The following is a 15875-nucleotide window of genomic DNA, read 5'->3' as shown; positions in this document are numbered from 1 at the left end:
TTTGAAAATTATATCTTTAGGAAGAGCTATGGAATCTAGAGAATCTATTGATTTCGACTTGGGTCGTTACTTATCGATAGTGAAACGGCAATGGCTACCAGCTGTTACTATCTTTGCGAGTACAGTAGCTCTCAGCGCTGTAGCGACAACATTTCTAAAGCCAACCTATGAAGCAGAAGGCAAATTACTATTTAAAACTCCTTCTTTTAACGTAGTTGGAACTAATCTCTTGCCAAGTGACTCTGAAGGAGGAACATCAGGTGATTTAAAGCCTCTGGTTTCAACTCAGAATCCTATCAGTACGCAAATAGAAGTGATTTCTTCGCCTATTTTGTTGCAAAGGACAATAGACGAACTACAACTTAAAAATGCTATAGGCGAACCGTTAACAGTTGAAGCACTGAAAAAAGCCATAAATCTAAAAATTATTGGTGGTACAGATGTGTTGCTAGTTAGCTATAACAGCCCTAATCCTGAAGAGGCAGCGGCGGTAGTCAACACAATTATGAATCTCTATCTAGAGAATGATATTCTCACAAATCGTGGCGAAGCCGAAGCAACTCGGAAATTTATGGCTAAGCAGCTGCCTAATACTAAAAATGCTGTTCAAGAAGCAGAAGCAGCGCTACGCATATTTAAACAAAAGTATAATATTGTGGACTTGGTTGAAGAAACAAGGTCAGCAGTTGCAATTATTGGAAATTTAGACAACGGCATTAATACGGCGAAAGCTGATTTAGACCAAGCCACTGCTCAAACTAATGAACTACGCCAGAAAGTAGCTTTAAGTTCGCAAGAAGCACTATCTGCAAGTACTCTTAGTCAGTCACCTGCGGTACAGGGAATTCTCACACAAATTCAAGAAGTAGATCGTCAGTTAGCTACTGAACGCAGCCGTTTCCAAGAAGAAAATCCTGTAATTGTTAACCTAGTAGCAAGGAGAGCTAACCTCCAAGCACTCCTAAAACAGGAAGTTGGTCAGAATGGTGGCACTTCAGCCAATATTCAGCCAAAAACATTACAGATAGGGCCAACCAAACAAGACCTGATCAAAGAATTTCTGCAATCTGAAGTTCAGCGCCAAGGTTTAGCTCAAAAACTTAATTCTTTGTACAATTCTCGCTCTATCTATGAGCAACGGGTGAAAATTATACCTCAGTTGGAACAACAACAACGGGAGCTACAACGGAGACTCGATGTTGCTCAATCTACCTACCAGACCCTATTGAAAAAGGTTCAAGAATTACAGGTAGCAGAAAATAATAATACACCCAATGCCCGGATTATTGCTAAAGGTTTAGTTCCCAACAAGGCAGCACTAGGGCTGAAACCTTTCGTTTTAGTGCTAGGTATTTTATTAGGAGCCTTTTTAGCGACTACTGCTGTTATCTTTCTAGAAACGAGAGATAGATCTCTCAAAACACTTAAACAAATTCGAGAGATATTTGGATATACCTTATTGGGGATAGTTCCCTCATCTACTAAAAAGCTTCGCTCCCGTAATCGAGAGACAGATTTAATCAATCCAGAAATTGCTGTCATAGATACGCCTCACTCCTTAACTAGCGAAATTTACCGCATGATTCAGGCCAATCTGAGATTTCTAAGTTCAGATAAGGTGTTAAAAACTATTGTGGTAAGTAGTGCAGTTCCGAAAGAAGGCAAGTCTACAGTTTCGGCTAACTTAGCAGCAGCGATCGCTCAATTAGGACGGCGAGTTTTACTAATTGATGCAGATATGCGAGTTCCTTCTCAGCATCATCTCTGGCAAATAACTAATACAGCAGGTTTGAGCGAGGTACTTGTTGGTGAGGCTGAATTTAAAACTGCCGCCTGTAACGTCATCGATAATCTTGATGTCTTAACTGCTGGCGTTAGACCTCCTAATCCACTGGCTTTGTTAGATTCCAAACGTATGGCATCATTAATTCAAGACTTTTCCAGTCAATATGATTTTGTAATTATTGATGCTCCGCCACTGCTGCTTGCTGCTGATGCTTTGACTTTAAGCCACATGACCGATGGAATTTTGTTAGTAGCTCGTCCTGGGGTGATTGATTCTAACAGTGCTAATCATGCTAAAGAGATGTTACAGCGCTCCGGTCACAACGTCTTAGGTTTGTTAGTGAACGGCATAAATGAGAGCAATGAATCTAGTACTGATTTCTATCATGCTAAAGAATACTTTAGTACTGAAAAAATAGCAACAGAATCTAGAATCAAAGCTAGGATGCATAATTAGGTGGATGAATTTAAGATATCGCTAGTAGTACTTTTTAAATACATTCAATTTCATTGCTGAGGCTCTATTTTTTGCAGTCTCAGCTTTTTTTATGTCTCTAGCTATTCACAATTGCTCATATTATATCTAACAAATTACTTATGTTATTTCATTGTAAGAAGGAGTCGGGATTTCCACACGGATAAAGCCTAGGGCTTTAGCAATGATGCGATCGCTTTTGTTTCTCCATGAATACATCCGCTTTCTTTAGACCTTCTCCTGTCGAAGACGCTATGCGTAGTTTGCTTTCTCTTAAAGGTACGAGAACGGCTCCACCAAAGGAGTCTTTTGCTTGAGTTTGAACCCAAGCACATATTCTTCTCGATTTTTGCGGAATGTATCATACTACTGTGGAAGTCAATGTTGCGATTTAAACTTTAGCAATTGCTACCTACTTCAATGGTTAGCGCTAGGATATCTATGTCTTTTTTCGCAGTATAAATATGGCGCAAAATTTTTACGTAAATCCAGGGACTGGCAGTGATAGCAACGCTGGTAGCCAACAAGCTCCCTTCAAAACAATTACTCAAGCCCTCAAGGTTGCTACTCCAGGCAGCAAAATTCAACTGGCAGACGGGAATTACAATGCTACTACTGGTGAAGTCTTCCCCCTAAACGTTCCATCTGATGTAATAGTCGTAGGTAATGAGGCCAACAAAGGCAGCAGTGTTGTAATTGAAGGTAGTGGTAACTACCTCAGCCGTACATTTGCTGGACAAAATGTTACCTTTGTGCTGCTCAATGGCGCAGAACTCCGGGGAGTAAGTGTAACAAATCCAGCTAGCCGTGGTTCTGCTGTTTGGGTTGAGTCAAGTACACCAACTGTTGCTAATAATACCTTCACTAATTCCAAGCGCGAAGGAGTTTTTGCCACTGGCGACGCAAATCCAGTTATCGTCGGCAATTTTTTCTCTGAGAATGCTGCCAATGGTGTTTCAATAGCTAAAAATTCCAAAGGGCAAATTAAAGGTAATACCTTCATCAAAACAGGTTATGGTATTGCCATTAGTGATGCTGCATCACCCACTATTGTAGATAACAAAATTTCCGAAAATCGCTCTGGGATTGTTATCTCTGGTACTGCGCGTCCCATTCTGCGTAATAATATCAGTGAAAAAAATACTGATGACGGTCTCACAGTGATTGCAAATGCCCTTCCAGATTTGGGCAGTGCCGATAATCCTGGAGGTAACGTTCTACGCAACAATGGTAAGTTTGATTTGCAAAATGCAGGTGCTAACAAGCTGATTTCTGTAGGAAATCAAATAGATCCGACTAAAATATCGGGCAACATTGAGTTTGCTTCCACTCCCATACCGACACCGACACCGACGCCAACCCCTACACCAGCACCTACCCCAACACCGACACCGACACCGACACCGACACCCATACCTGTACCTGTTCCAACACCAACACCCACTCCAACGCCAACACCCACTCCAACACCAACACCCACTCCAACACCAACACCCACTCCAACACCAACACCAACCCCCACGCCGACACCAGCACCCAGCGACTTGACAGACATTGGTAATCATTGGGCAGCTGCATTTATTCGAGAACTAGTTAAAAAGGGGATTGTTAGCGGTTTTCCCGATCGCACTTTTAAACCTGATGCTACGATGACAAGGGCACAATATGCTGCCTTACTGGTCAAAGCTTTCAACCCATCCCCAAACCGTGCGGCTAACAAATTTAAGGATGTACCAGCAGACTTTTGGGCATCTAAGGTAATTCAACAAGCATATCAAGGTCTGTTTCTCGCTGGTTTTCCTGATGGTAGCTTCCACCCCAACCAAAATATCCAGCGCGTGCAAGTTATCGTCTCTTTGGTGAATGGATTGGGATTAGCTGGTAATGCTACAACCTCTTTCAAATTTGATGACCAAGCAAAGATTCCTGACTATGCCAAGGATGAAATAGCGAAAGCGATCGATAAGGAGATTATTGTCAATTACCCGAACCCCAAACAACTCAACCCTACCCGCGATGCTACACGCGCTGAGGTAGCGGCACTAGTTTATCAAGCTTTAGTAGATGCTGGTCGTGTAGCGGCGATTAACTCGCCTTATATCGTAGTTGGGTAATTTCTATAAATAGCTGACAGGCTGAAGCCTGTGGCTATATAAATAAGGCCCGCTTTTGCGGGCTGAAAAATAATTAAGAAATAAATTTTAGATGATGCTAACTCGTCAGGATGACAATTTATTCATCCACTTGTCCCAAGCCTCCAGATTGCGCTAGCGCCATTGAATTGCTGCGTGCACACACCGCGCAGGAAGTAGGGATCGCATTTTGATCTTTAAAGGTTCATTTAGCAATACTCAGCGTTTTTACTGCTGCTCTTCTTCATAAAACCAAGCTTCCGCTAAAAGTGTAAAGCCGACTAGCCAAAGCAAGCAAAAAATCGAAACCAAAATTATTCCCATCATGGCTACTACCTCCCTGAGCTTAATTTAAGTGCAGAGTTATCTTCAAGGTAGCGAGATTTCACCTAGCTAAAAGTAAGTTGCAACAAAGCTTGACATATTACTGTTTTTCCCCCCTCCCCAGCAAAAGCATCTTATACCATTTCACTTTAAAAATGATACATCTCGGATAGCAGAGGAAGCAGAGGAAGTAATTTGTATCAATAATTTCGTGAATTTGTATTAATTAGAGAGTAAATGTGCGTTGAATGCTTTAGTGATGCGATCGCTAGAAACTTCCAAATGAGCTAGTGTAGAAATATCAAGATTTTCACCAAATTGTTTTAGCCTACTATTAATAGCTGTTTGCAGTTGACGCAATTCATACCAAGCCAATGTCCGACCGTCTTCTGGTGCATCTGTAGTACGCAACATCATCTCTAGCAAAATATTCAGATGTTCTCGTTGCAATGAACGGCGGATACTAGAAATTTGCTTTGGTGCTTCGGGAGCTAAAACTTCTGTCCAGATGCCTTTTTGCAAGGTGTCGAATAATTCGGGGATAGAAAGGGCTTCGCTTGGGAGTGTTTTTAATTCTATATCTTGTAACCGATTCAGGCGATCGCTGTTTAAGAGCGATCGCAATACCCGACTTTGGAATCTTAAAATGCGTTCATGTATGGGATAATCGAGGCGATCGTTAGGTATGGGGTTACCCCAGTGTTGCCAGCGCGATGGTGCTAGCTGATTCAGCAATTGCGGTGAGAAACTAAAAGCATCCTCCGCAAATACATACTCTTGCAACTTCGCCAAAGCTTGACGTTGTTTGATTAGTGAAACTGGCACAAATGCCCAGGAAGTGTCATCTCCAGCATGGACACGCCGAAATGATTGCCCACCAATGTATTGAGAAACTAAGGTGGCATTGCGAAAGTAGTATTTTAGTACTCGATTAAATAAGACACGCAAATTACTATAGCTTTCTCCCTTCGAGAGATAACGCTTGTCAAGTCGTTGCCACATCACACGGGCATTATCCATTTGCCATTGAGAATAAACAAGTACGTCGCTACTCATGTCCCAAAGGTTTGCTAGCGGATTAATATCCCAGATATCTTCATCAGTGGCGTATGATAATTCAGGCTGAGGCGACGCTAGCGCAATCTGTTCCAAAAAGCTCCTTTCTGCTTCTGGGATCGTGGAATCAAGTCCAGCTTGAGGGCTTCTTTTATAACCATACTCAATTGCCCATTCATCATAGGGCCCAACCACCCCAGGGAAATAATCACCTTGCTGTTCTCCCTGTGGTGCTATGTTCACTGGTAAATAATCCATCACAGAACCCGCTAAACCCTTAGCGCGAGTAATTTCTGTCTGATTTAATTCCTGCGGCGCTAGCATGGTGCTGCCATGAAAATTGTGGCGCAAACCAAGAGTATGCCCGACTTCGTGAGCGATCACAGAACGCAAATATTGATGTACATACTCCTGCATCGCTTCACTACTTGGTGTAGTATTCTGCAACAGTGATAAGGCCAACGCCCCCATAGCTGCTTGATCTAAAGACTCTTTGCCATAGCAAATCTCAGAAGATGGTTGAATAACAGAATTCTTACCTATTTGCAGTTGCTCTAGTTGGACAAAGCCTAGACTGCTCTGTGCCTCCAGCCTTTGCCCAACGTCTTGACATGGGTTTTTGCTTGCATTTGCATCCATCAAAGCGCGATATTCTTGCTGAATTGAACGCACCATACCTGCATCAACAATAATATCTGCGTCCAATATTTCCCCAGTGAATGGATTAACGCGCATTGGTCCTTGGGCAAAACCTGCATCTAGAGAATTGAACCAGCGAATAGTGTTATAACGCACATCTGCGGGATGCCAATCAGCATCATCTGGCATTTGCTGCACTTGAATGGCATTTTGGAATCCTGCTTTGGCGAAGGCTTTATTCCACATCAGCACACCTTCACGAATTGCGTCTCGGTACTCTAATGGCACAGCATTTTCAATCCAAAACACAATCGGTTTTTTAGGTAGAGATAAAGGTGCGTCGGGGTCGGATGGTTCTAGATGCCAACGATTGATGTAACGTACAAATGATTCTTGAGTGTGATTGTGAGAAAAATCTTGGAAAGCAGTAATAAAATATCCCACTCGATCATCGGCAAGCCTGGGAATATAACCGTTATTTTCTCTTAGTTTAGAAAAACTGTAGTGTACTTTTAAAGTGAGTGCCCTGCTATCAGGTAAGGTGACTAAATTTGCACCTTCTGCTGATGAAAAACCATAAGTTGAATCAATCTCTAGATTTTCCGGGAAGCTGTTGACATCATCAAAGTAAGACTTGCTTGCTTCTAAGCGATAATCAGCTTGTAAAGAGTATTTTAATAAGGAAGTTAAACCTGAAAAATCCTGCATTAGGAGATTATCCAGGTTAATCAGAATATTTTTACTACGTGGATCAATAGTGTCTATTTCCAGCGCATACAGAACTGAGTCGCTAAAGGAACGAGCAAGCGATCGCTGTTCTGGTTCACCTGGCTCTGTCCGAAATTTAACATTACGAACCACAAAATGCAAATTGTTGTGTACTCGCTGGAAGTAGAAGAGAAAATCAGACAGAGGTAATCCACTATAAATCCCACTTTCCCCCAATCCCGATTCCAATGTCACTGTTGCTAAGTAGTTTTTATTTAGCTGTTCTGGTGCTAGTTCTAAATAAATTCTGCCGTCTTCATGACTGCGATAAACCGTGAATAATCCCTCTAATTTCTCTGTTCCTTTGATTATTTCCCGAAATCTCCGAAAATCTTCCTTTCTACTTTCCCCAAAAATATTGTCAACACTTGCGATGTTTTCAATTACCGGAAGTAGATTTAATTGCTGCACATCAATATTTGCATTTGCAAGTTGGTTGGCTGCTGCGTAATTAGTTCCTAGTAACAAGTTACACAGTAAGAATATATAGACTACTAAATTCCTGATCCAGTATTTCATCCTTTAGCTTTCCACCTGAAGCGGTTTTTATATTAAGGAAAAAATGTGGATTAATACGTTGTCTGCCAACCTCGCTAGTACTTCCCAAATACTTAGAATCTACGTATTGTATAATCCACCGTAATCAGATAAACAATCGTTTGCCATCCGGGAAAACACTACTAATAAAAAAGTAGTGTGTCTCTAAAGCTGTTCACAAATTATTTATTCATAAGATGAAATTCATTATATACCAAATATTTATGTCTTAAGATAGATGCCTTATCCAGCTAAAGATACATGCGTTTTTGAAGTTTATTTTGTATTAAAGACCAAAAAATGCCCAAAAATTGTATTTACAGCTACACTTGGGTGCATGAAGAATCTTCAACTGCTACTGCAATCGCGCTTGTGGAGAATAATTATTGGTAGAAGCGGAATTCAGCCGCAACCATCACCCAGCCACAAAGGTTGCCTGGCTAGCTGTAGAGACATTACCCAACCCAACATCACCATAAATTCCAGGTAGAGCGATCGTAGTTACAGTAGAATCCAGAATTCAGAAGGAAAATAAACTTTATGCTTGGGTCTGAGACTTAAGATATATACTTCACCAACTTGAAATTTGCTGTAAGTTTCGCATTTAACACAGAAATGTGCAGACGCGGCATTACTCCTTATAGTAGCCATAGCAGTTTTAAATCATTCATAAAATTCTTTCTTACCTCTTTCTTTAAAAGCATTTTTCATAAATTCAGATAGAACTGATATATAGCCAAAAATTAACTAGGATTAGTTAACAATATTGTGCTTAACTTCAATCTTTAAATATTTATTATGTGAAATCTCACTCAATACGGTTCAATGAAGGATTGATCCTCCTTATCCCTCCTTTTTAAGGGAGTTGGGGGGATCTCCGAGAAATGAACATCACTAACTGAACTGTATTGAAATATCAATAGTAAACATTGATTATTTCAATGCTAATTAAATGAGCAGAACAATAAATTTTGCTGATGGCTATCTTTAGAAATTAGCATTTTACCAATTACCTGTTTTCAGGCAATTATAAGAATAAGAACATTAACTATAGAAAATATCTTTTTGGTTAAAACACATGGTATTACTTACAGAGTCTACTCAGGTTACTACAACTCCCGGACGTTTGACGGTTCAAACTGCGGAAATTGCTGCGAAAACTACTGCTATTCGTTGTCTAGATTGGGATAGAGAACGTTTTGATGTTGAATTTGGTTTACACAATGGTACGACCTATAATTCTTTCTTAATTCAAGGCGAAAAAAATGCTTTGGTTGACACTTCTCACCGCAAGTTTGAGAAGTTATATCTTGAATTACTTACAGGATTAATTGACCCAACCAAAATAGATTACTTAATTATCAGCCACACAGAACCAGATCATAGTGGCTTAGTTAAAGACATCTTAGAACTAGCTCCTGACATTACCATAGTCGGTGCTAAGGTAGCTATTCAATTTCTCGAAAATATGGTTCACCAACCATTTAAATCAATATTGGTGAAAAGTGGAGAACGTTTAGCATTAGGCAATGGTCATGAATTAGAATTTATTTCTGCGCCTAACTTACATTGGCCTGATACAATTTTGACCTATGACCATAAAACTGGCATTCTCTACACCTGTGATGTATTTGGAATGCACTACTGTGATGACCACACCTATGACGAGAATTTCACTGTCATAGAGGAAGATTTTAAATATTACTATGACTGTCTCATGGGACCGAATGCACGTTCTGTTTTAGCAGCTTTAAAGCGGATTGAAAAATTAGACATAGGCATAGTTGCTACAGGACACGGGCCTTTACTACAACATTATATTTCCGAATGGTTAGGAAGGTATCAAACTTGGAGTTTAGAACAAGCAAAAACAGAGACATTAGTAGCAATGTTCTATGCTGAAGATTATGGTTCTAGCGAACATTTAGTAAGAACAATAGCACATGGATGTACAAAAACGGGTGTAGCAGTAGAATTAGTAGATATTAATAGTGCTGAACCACAAGAAGTCCGGGAATTAGTTGGACAAGCTTTGGGTTTAGTTATTAGTATGCCAGCCCAACATTCAGTTACGGCTCAAGCAGCTATCAGCACTATCTTAGCAGCGGCTCATCATAAACAAACAATTGGTTTATTAGAGTCAGGCGGAGGAGAAGATGAACCAGTTTATCCCTTACGCAACAAATTCCAAGAATTAGGATTAACTGAAGCCTTTCCCCCAATTTTAGTTAAAGAAACTCCCACACCATCTCTAGAACAACTTTGTGATGAAGCGGGAACAGATTTAGGTCAATGGTTGACCCGCGATCGCACTATTAAACAAATAAAATCCATCAATACAGATTTAGAAAAAGCCCTAGGTAGGATTAGCAATGGATTGTATATTATCACTGCCAAGAAGGGAGAAGTTCAAAGTGCAATGTTTGCTTCTTGGGTAACACAAGCCAGTCTGAATCCTTTAGGAGTAGCAATTGCTGTATCTAAAGACCGGGCAATAGAATCCTTGATGCATGTTGGCGATCGCTTTGTTTTAAACGTTTTAGAAGAAGGCAATTATCAAGGATTAATGAAACATTTCCTCAAGCGCTTTGCTCCTGGTGCAGATCGCTTTGCGGGAGTTAAAACATATCCTGCAACTAATGAATCTCCAATATTAGCTGAAGCTTTAGCTTATATGGAATGTGAAATCACTAGCCGCATGGATTGTGGAGATCATTGGATTATTTATAGCACCATCCAAACTGGACGAGTTGCCAAGGTAAATGCATTAACCGCCGTCCATCACCGCAAAATTGGCAATCATTATTAAACTTCATTTGTTATTTGTAAGGTGGGCATTGCCCACCCTACACTGAAGCAATCTATTGCCTATTTGCCTACCTCTACAAGTAACTTCACAAATCAATTAAGAGTTTTATATGTATCAGTCTACTGAAAAGAACTCAATCTCCATGTATGAAATCCATCGGGGGCGCATCCTGCGAACCTTGGAATTTATCCAAGACATGATTGTGATTTCTTTGTGTATCGGTTTATTTAGTTTCATGGTGATTCAGGTGAGGGATATGTTTTTCTCCTTGCTTCCCCCTCTAGATTTCCATGTTGTAACAGCCGATATTCTTTTTTTACTCATCTTAGTTGAGTTATTCCGGCTCCTAATTATTTATCTCCAAGAACAAAGAATATCTATTGGAGTAGCTGTTGAAGTTTCTATTGTTTCCGCCTTGCGAGAAGTAATTGTTAAAGGCGTATTAGAAATTACTTCGAGTCAAGTTTTAGCAACTTGTGCATTTTTATTAGTTTTGGGAGTCCTACTTTTCCTGCGCGTTTGGTTACCCCCTACCTTTGAAGGTATCGATCCGGAACAAGAAGTATCTAAACGTTATAAACGTCTCCATAGAGAAGAATTAGCAAAAAGCAACGGACGTTAAGAAGATGAAGGGGAGAAGGAATTTTAGATTTTGGATTTTAAATTACTATCCAATCCAAAATCCAAAATTGTTTCTAATACCCCATGCCCAATGCTCCATGCCCATTGACAAAGAGGTTACTATGTCTACTGCTACTTTAATGCCCAACCGCCATAGAGATGTTCAGGTTGCTGAACTTGGTACAAATACGCTGATATTGCGATCGCGTACTTGGGAACGTCTAAAATTTGAGATTGAGTATTCCCGTCAACGGGGTACTACGGCAAACTCTTATTTGATCCAAGCTGATAAAAAGGTTTTAATCGACCCTCCCGGTGAATCGTTTACCGAAATTTTTCTAGAACAACTAGCACAGCATCTAGATTTGACCACCGTAGATTACGTTGTGCTTGGCCATGTCAACCCCAACCGTAGGGCTACTTTAAAAGTTTTGCTCTCTCTAGGGCCGCAAGTCACGTTAATCTGTTCTCGCCCAGCTGCTAATGCTTTAAAAACCGCCTTTCCTGAATGGGAATCACGTATTCAAGCTGTGCGATCAGAAGATACCCTAGATTTAGGGCAAGGACATCACCTCTCATTTATCAGCGTTCCCACTCCCCGCTGGGCTGATGGGCTTTGTACCTACGATTGTGCCACTAAAATTCTCTACACCGATAAATTCTTTGGTGCTCATATTTGTGAAGATGCATTGTTCGATGAAGATTGGAAGGCTTTAGACCCAGAACGCCGTTACTATTTTGACTGTCTCCATGCTCCCCAAGCCAAACAAGTAGAAGCTGCCTTAGATAAATTAACGATTTTGGGTGCAAAATCTTACGCCCCAGCACATGGACCAGTTGTACGTTACAGCCTCAGTCGTTTTACCTATGATTACCGCCAATGGAGCCAAGGTCAAAAGTCTCAGGAGTTTAGTGTGGCTTTGCTGTATGCCTCTGCTTATGGCAATACAGCAACTATAGCCAATGCGATCGCTCAAGGTTTGATTCAAAATGGCATTAATGTCGAATCCATCAACTGTGAACTAGCAGAACCAGCCGAGATTACCCGCATTGTCGAGGCTTGTAATGGATTTATAATTGGTTCGCCCACTTTAGGGGGACATGCACCTACTCAAATTCAAACGGCTTTAGGAATAGTCCTCTCATCTGCGGCGAAAACTAAGCTAGCTGGTGTGTTTGGTTCCTATGGTTGGAGTGGAGAGGCAATTGATTTACTCGAAAACAAGCTCAAAGATGCCAATTATCGTTTAGGTTTTGACACAATTCGGGTACGCTTCAGCCCGACGCCGTACACTATACAGCAGTGTCAAGATGCAGGCGCTACCTTTGCCCAAAACTTGAAGAAAACGAAAAAATTGCGTACTCCTCGTCAGGTAGTCACAGAAGCGCAAGTAGACCGTACCGAACAGGCAGTAGGCAGAATTATTGGTTCTTTGTGTGTCCTCACTACTCGCGATCGAGACAACCACACAGGGATTTTAACTTCTTGGGTATCTCAGGCAACTTTTAACCCACCAGGGATCATGATTGCTATTACCCAAGAACAGAATGCAGATTTAATGCGTCATCCTGGTGATAAATTTGTGCTGAACATCCTCAAAGAAGGCAGAAATGTCCGACGCTATTTTGCTCGTCACAGCACTTTAGGCGATAATCCGTTTGCTAATCTTCCTACCCAAACTGCTGATAACGGGTGCCTAATTCTAACTGAGGCTTTAGCCTATTTAGAATGTACGGTACAAAATCAACTCGAATGTGGTGACAGATACTTGATTTATGCCGTAGTAGATAAGGGAGAAGTATTAGAAAATGATGGTGTGACTGCCATCGAACATCGTAAATCTGGTAGTCATTATTAAATTGGGTATGGGGCAATAGGCAAGAGTCATAATTTTGAATTTTAAATTACTTGCCCCTTGCTTCTTTCCCTTGTCCTCCCTAGCCTCTAGCCCAACCTACCTGTATTTTTAAAATCAAATAATACCATTTGTCTAAAATCTGACGACACATCAATCTTCGCGTCGTTGTTTCAGTTTCTATATCCAAAATATTCAAAATTATCTAACGCTGTAAATGCTTGATAGAGCGCACCCGAACGGATTGAAGCACCTGATAACTGTTGGTATTCCTGAAGGAGTCAAATTTTTATTTAAGCGGGTTCAAATACTCCTGGGGGAATCGGCACCAGTTGAGGAGTTGACAAGCAGATTCCCTGTCTGTACCAAATGCCTTCAACCTCAAAAGCCTCGAATTGGGTAGTGAGGATTGCCCAAGCTCGTTCATTCAGTCCAGCAGAATAAGTCCAGGTGAATTGTCTATCATTGTGCAACCTTTGTTCCAGTTCAGCTAAATCTTCAGGTAACCAAAACTGGGTCATGATCCTTTGAGTGGCAATTTCTGGCGGTGTCTGTAGCATCTCAGCCATTGGCTGATTCACAATGATTTGCTTGCGAGTATCTTGTCTGACGATGCTGACAGGGCGCTCATTTTCCGCAGCAGCAACTATACGGTATAACAACTGTGATGGTATGTGTAGCTGGCTGCAAAACACCGCACCTTGATATTGCAAAATTCGTTCGGCTATTTCCGATGGTGTAGGCGGTTGCTTGCTTGCCATCCACCCGAAAAATTCAATTGGTTGCTTGCAGCCTTTCCATCGAATTCGCACCTTGCCATTAATTTTGTATGCAGTTTCACTCAGAGCGTCTCCGTAGCATTGAGCCAGGTGCGTGGCATCGCGTTTTGTCGGGGCAAAAATTGAAACCCCTTCATGAGACATTTTATAGTTCCACCCCGGTAAATTGAGGATTCTAAGAATACTCGCACTCATCTTCTTTGACACCTCCAGAATCTTTATATAGTTTTACACCCTTAGCATCGTGATACACGGAAATTTTGAACGTTTCTTGCCAGATTTGTTTTCTTTCCTCCTCTGGGATAGCTAAAGCCGATGTAATGATGGCAAAGTCTCCTGGTGTTGGTAAAACTTCACCTTTTGCCAACGCTTGTAGGTTTTTAACGCCACAGCGTTTCAATTTTGCCATGTTGGCTTGTACTAAATCGGCAATTGTTTTTGGGGCTTGAGTTTTTTTGGCGAGAGAACCAGTTTTTTTGGCTATCCACTCCTGAGTCATCTCTTCTATGGCGTCGCTTTGGGAAATGCCTAAGCGAGCACAGATGCTTTTAAACTCTAAAGCTAAATCCAGTGGGATATAGCCGCTAATTTGCTTGTAATCATCAGAACGCCTTCTGTCAGTCATAAGTCCAAATGTTGAATATTATGCTTGTCTTTATTTTCACTCATGAAAACGGAAATGCAAGACATTTGTTTCTGTCATATTTAAATGACAGCTTGACAAAAAAAAATGACAAGCCTAGTATGGGGAAATGGAGCAGTAAGCGGCTGAAGACTAAGAAACGGTAGACCACATAGAAGCTAGCTGCTTTTTTGGTAGCTAGCTTCTCACCTTTATTTAGAAATTTAATGGTTTTTTGCCCCTTTGTATTAAGTATATATGCTTGTACTTATTCTGCAACATCTGCTCGTTGATTTGCCTACCCTATTTTCAAGTTGCATTCTGCCCCGTTACTAAAACTAGAGTTAACTGCATCAAGAATTTCGCTCTAGAAACAAAGGTAAGTCTGATTTTTCGGTCTGAACCGCAGCACATCACCGTAATGCCTGATTACCTGGGGTTTGAACTTATTCAAGGTATCGACTCAACAACAACTATGATCCAATTAACCTTTGAGCAATTCCTTCACCCTCTATCTGAGTTTCCTAACGTTGTCCATCTCGAAGATAGTGATGAGCCGATGTTAGATATGTACACTATGGCAGGAGTGCTACTTTTTTCTGCTTGCGCAAATAATAACTTGAACGCTAGAGAAAATATATTAGAAACTTTAGCAAACCACGAGGAATTGGATGCCCATCTTTTGTTTGAGAGGTGTCAGAGGGGCGATCGCGCAGCAATACTACAAACAATTAGCCTGATAGTCTCTGGGTTGGAAAGCAATCTGGAAACATTGGAAGTAGCTTAAATAGACGTTGCAGTGTTATGTAAGCAAGTAGAGACGTTAGGTGTAACGTCTCTACCAAGTATCTGTATCGGTAGGATGATGTTTTCGATTGCAGAGCATTGAGAAAATATCCAAGATATTTACCTGCCTTTTGATGACTAGCCTAGTTCTGCCAGAAGCTGTACAAAATGTTCTAGACAGATACAGCGATCCGGATGCTGTTTTTACTGCAATCCTGCCAGCAATTGGAGAAGTATTACAGTGCGATCGCTGTTTTCTCTATCTGCGAAATCCCCAAAATAAGTGGGCTAAAGTCGCTTATTGCTGGCGGCGAAATGAAGCAATACCAGATATTACAGACTCGGACTGGAGACGAGATCCAGAGTCTTTACCCCAAGAAGATCCCTTATTTGCCGCTGCACTCCGCAATGATCCTTCTGTATATGTCGAAGATATAGAAACCGCCAGTCCAGAAGTTGTTAATAAAGAATTTGAGCGCCAAAACTTTGGACATAGGGCGTTAATTCATGCTCACTTGTGCCAAAATCATCAATTGTGGGGAATTTTACAGCCTGCTATCTTTGGTAACAAGCGAGTTTGGTCAGAATTTGATCGAGCTTTTGTCACCCAACTCGAAAGTCAACTCACACCCTTGGCTGTTAGTTATATCAAAACAGCAACTGATTACCCAATTGGCAAATAATCA

10 protein-coding genes are annotated in these 15875 nt (G+C 41.0%); 7 read left to right on the top strand and 3 right to left on the bottom strand.

All coding sequences use genetic code 11. The annotated features are described in order from the left end of the window. Window positions 1–28: 28 nt before the first annotated feature. Together BV375_RS26745 and BV375_RS26740 are read left to right on the top strand one after the other, a co-directional pair. The gene (locus BV375_RS26745) at window positions 29–2242 is read left to right on the top strand and encodes a polysaccharide biosynthesis tyrosine autokinase (RefSeq protein WP_086766106.1); all 2214 of its coding nucleotides are present in this window, start codon (window positions 29–31) and stop codon (window positions 2240–2242) included. 482 nt (window positions 2243–2724) lie between these two features. Next, a complete protein-coding gene (locus tag BV375_RS26740; RefSeq protein ID WP_086766104.1) occupies window positions 2725–4374 on the top strand; it encodes a DUF1565 domain-containing protein in 1650 nt (549 codons plus the stop codon). 564 nt (window positions 4375–4938) lie between these two features. Here the strand turns inward: BV375_RS26740 and BV375_RS26735 are convergent. Continuing rightward, window positions 4939–7698, bottom strand: a complete 2760-nt coding sequence (locus BV375_RS26735; protein WP_086766102.1) for a zinc-dependent metalloprotease — start codon at window positions 7696–7698, stop codon at window positions 4939–4941. 1096 nt (window positions 7699–8794) lie between these two features. Between BV375_RS26735 and BV375_RS26730 the strand changes: the two genes are divergently transcribed. The 3 genes from BV375_RS26730 to BV375_RS26720 all read left to right on the top strand — a co-directional run bounded on the left by BV375_RS26730 (window position 8795) and on the right by BV375_RS26720 (window position 13005). Further along, a complete protein-coding gene (locus tag BV375_RS26730; protein WP_086766100.1) occupies window positions 8795–10525 on the top strand; it encodes a diflavin flavoprotein in 1731 nt (576 codons plus the stop codon). A 109-nt stretch (window positions 10526–10634) separates the two neighbouring features. After that, window positions 10635–11147: a phosphate-starvation-inducible PsiE family protein gene (locus BV375_RS26725; RefSeq protein ID WP_086766098.1), complete on the top strand. Its 513-nt coding sequence runs from the start codon at window positions 10635–10637 to the stop codon at window positions 11145–11147. A gap of 121 nt (window positions 11148–11268) precedes the next feature. Then, window positions 11269–13005: a diflavin flavoprotein gene (locus tag BV375_RS26720; protein WP_086766148.1), complete on the top strand. Its 1737-nt coding sequence runs from the start codon at window positions 11269–11271 to the stop codon at window positions 13003–13005. A 290-nt stretch (window positions 13006–13295) separates the two neighbouring features. On the opposite strand, the gene BV375_RS26715 is transcribed toward BV375_RS26720, so the two are convergent. Together BV375_RS26715 and BV375_RS26710 are read right to left on the bottom strand one after the other, a co-directional pair. Continuing rightward, on the bottom strand, window positions 13296–13976 hold the full coding sequence (locus tag BV375_RS26715; protein WP_086766096.1) for a PAS domain-containing protein: 681 nt from the start codon (window positions 13974–13976) through the stop codon (window positions 13296–13298). Continuing rightward, window positions 13957–14406 carry a hypothetical protein gene (locus BV375_RS26710; protein ID WP_086766094.1) on the bottom strand — a complete coding sequence of 150 codons (450 nt, stop codon included), beginning with the start codon at window positions 14404–14406 and terminating at the stop codon, window positions 13957–13959. Before BV375_RS26710 ends, BV375_RS26715 begins: the two co-directional genes overlap by 20 nt. 418 nt (window positions 14407–14824) lie before the next feature. Between BV375_RS26710 and BV375_RS26705 the strand changes: the two genes are divergently transcribed. Beyond that, window positions 14825–15190, top strand: a complete 366-nt coding sequence (locus tag BV375_RS26705; RefSeq protein WP_243714064.1) for a hypothetical protein — start codon at window positions 14825–14827, stop codon at window positions 15188–15190. 133 nt (window positions 15191–15323) lie between these two features. Further along, the gene (locus BV375_RS26700) at window positions 15324–15872 is read left to right on the top strand and encodes a GAF domain-containing protein (RefSeq protein ID WP_086766092.1); all 549 of its coding nucleotides are present in this window, start codon (window positions 15324–15326) and stop codon (window positions 15870–15872) included. Window positions 15873–15875: the final 3 nt, after the last annotated feature.

The organism is Nostoc sp. 106C (assembly GCF_002154725.1).
Taxonomy (GTDB): domain Bacteria; phylum Cyanobacteriota; class Cyanobacteriia; order Cyanobacteriales; family Nostocaceae; genus Aulosira.
This window is presented reverse-complemented; position numbering and strand designations above follow the sequence as displayed.

Bases quoted from the DNA above. Each gene is read 5' to 3' on its own strand.
- BV375_RS26745 (WP_086766106.1), top strand. From the start codon at position 29: ATGGAATCTAGAGAATCTATTGATTTCGACTTGGGTCGTTACTTATCG.
- BV375_RS26740 (WP_086766104.1), top strand. From the start codon at position 2,725: ATGGCGCAAAATTTTTACGTAAATCCAGGGACTGGCAGTGATAGCAAC.
- BV375_RS26735 (WP_086766102.1), bottom strand. From the start codon at position 7,698: ATGAAATACTGGATCAGGAATTTAGTAGTCTATATATTCTTACTGTGT.
- BV375_RS26730 (WP_086766100.1), top strand. From the start codon at position 8,795: ATGGTATTACTTACAGAGTCTACTCAGGTTACTACAACTCCCGGACGT.
- BV375_RS26725 (WP_086766098.1), top strand. From the start codon at position 10,635: ATGTATCAGTCTACTGAAAAGAACTCAATCTCCATGTATGAAATCCAT.
- BV375_RS26720 (WP_086766148.1), top strand. From the start codon at position 11,269: ATGTCTACTGCTACTTTAATGCCCAACCGCCATAGAGATGTTCAGGTT.
- BV375_RS26715 (WP_086766096.1), bottom strand. From the start codon at position 13,976: ATGAGTGCGAGTATTCTTAGAATCCTCAATTTACCGGGGTGGAACTAT.
- BV375_RS26710 (WP_086766094.1), bottom strand. From the start codon at position 14,406: ATGACTGACAGAAGGCGTTCTGATGATTACAAGCAAATTAGCGGCTAT.
- BV375_RS26705 (WP_243714064.1), top strand. From the start codon at position 14,825: ATGCCTGATTACCTGGGGTTTGAACTTATTCAAGGTATCGACTCAACA.
- BV375_RS26700 (WP_086766092.1), top strand. From the start codon at position 15,324: ATGACTAGCCTAGTTCTGCCAGAAGCTGTACAAAATGTTCTAGACAGA.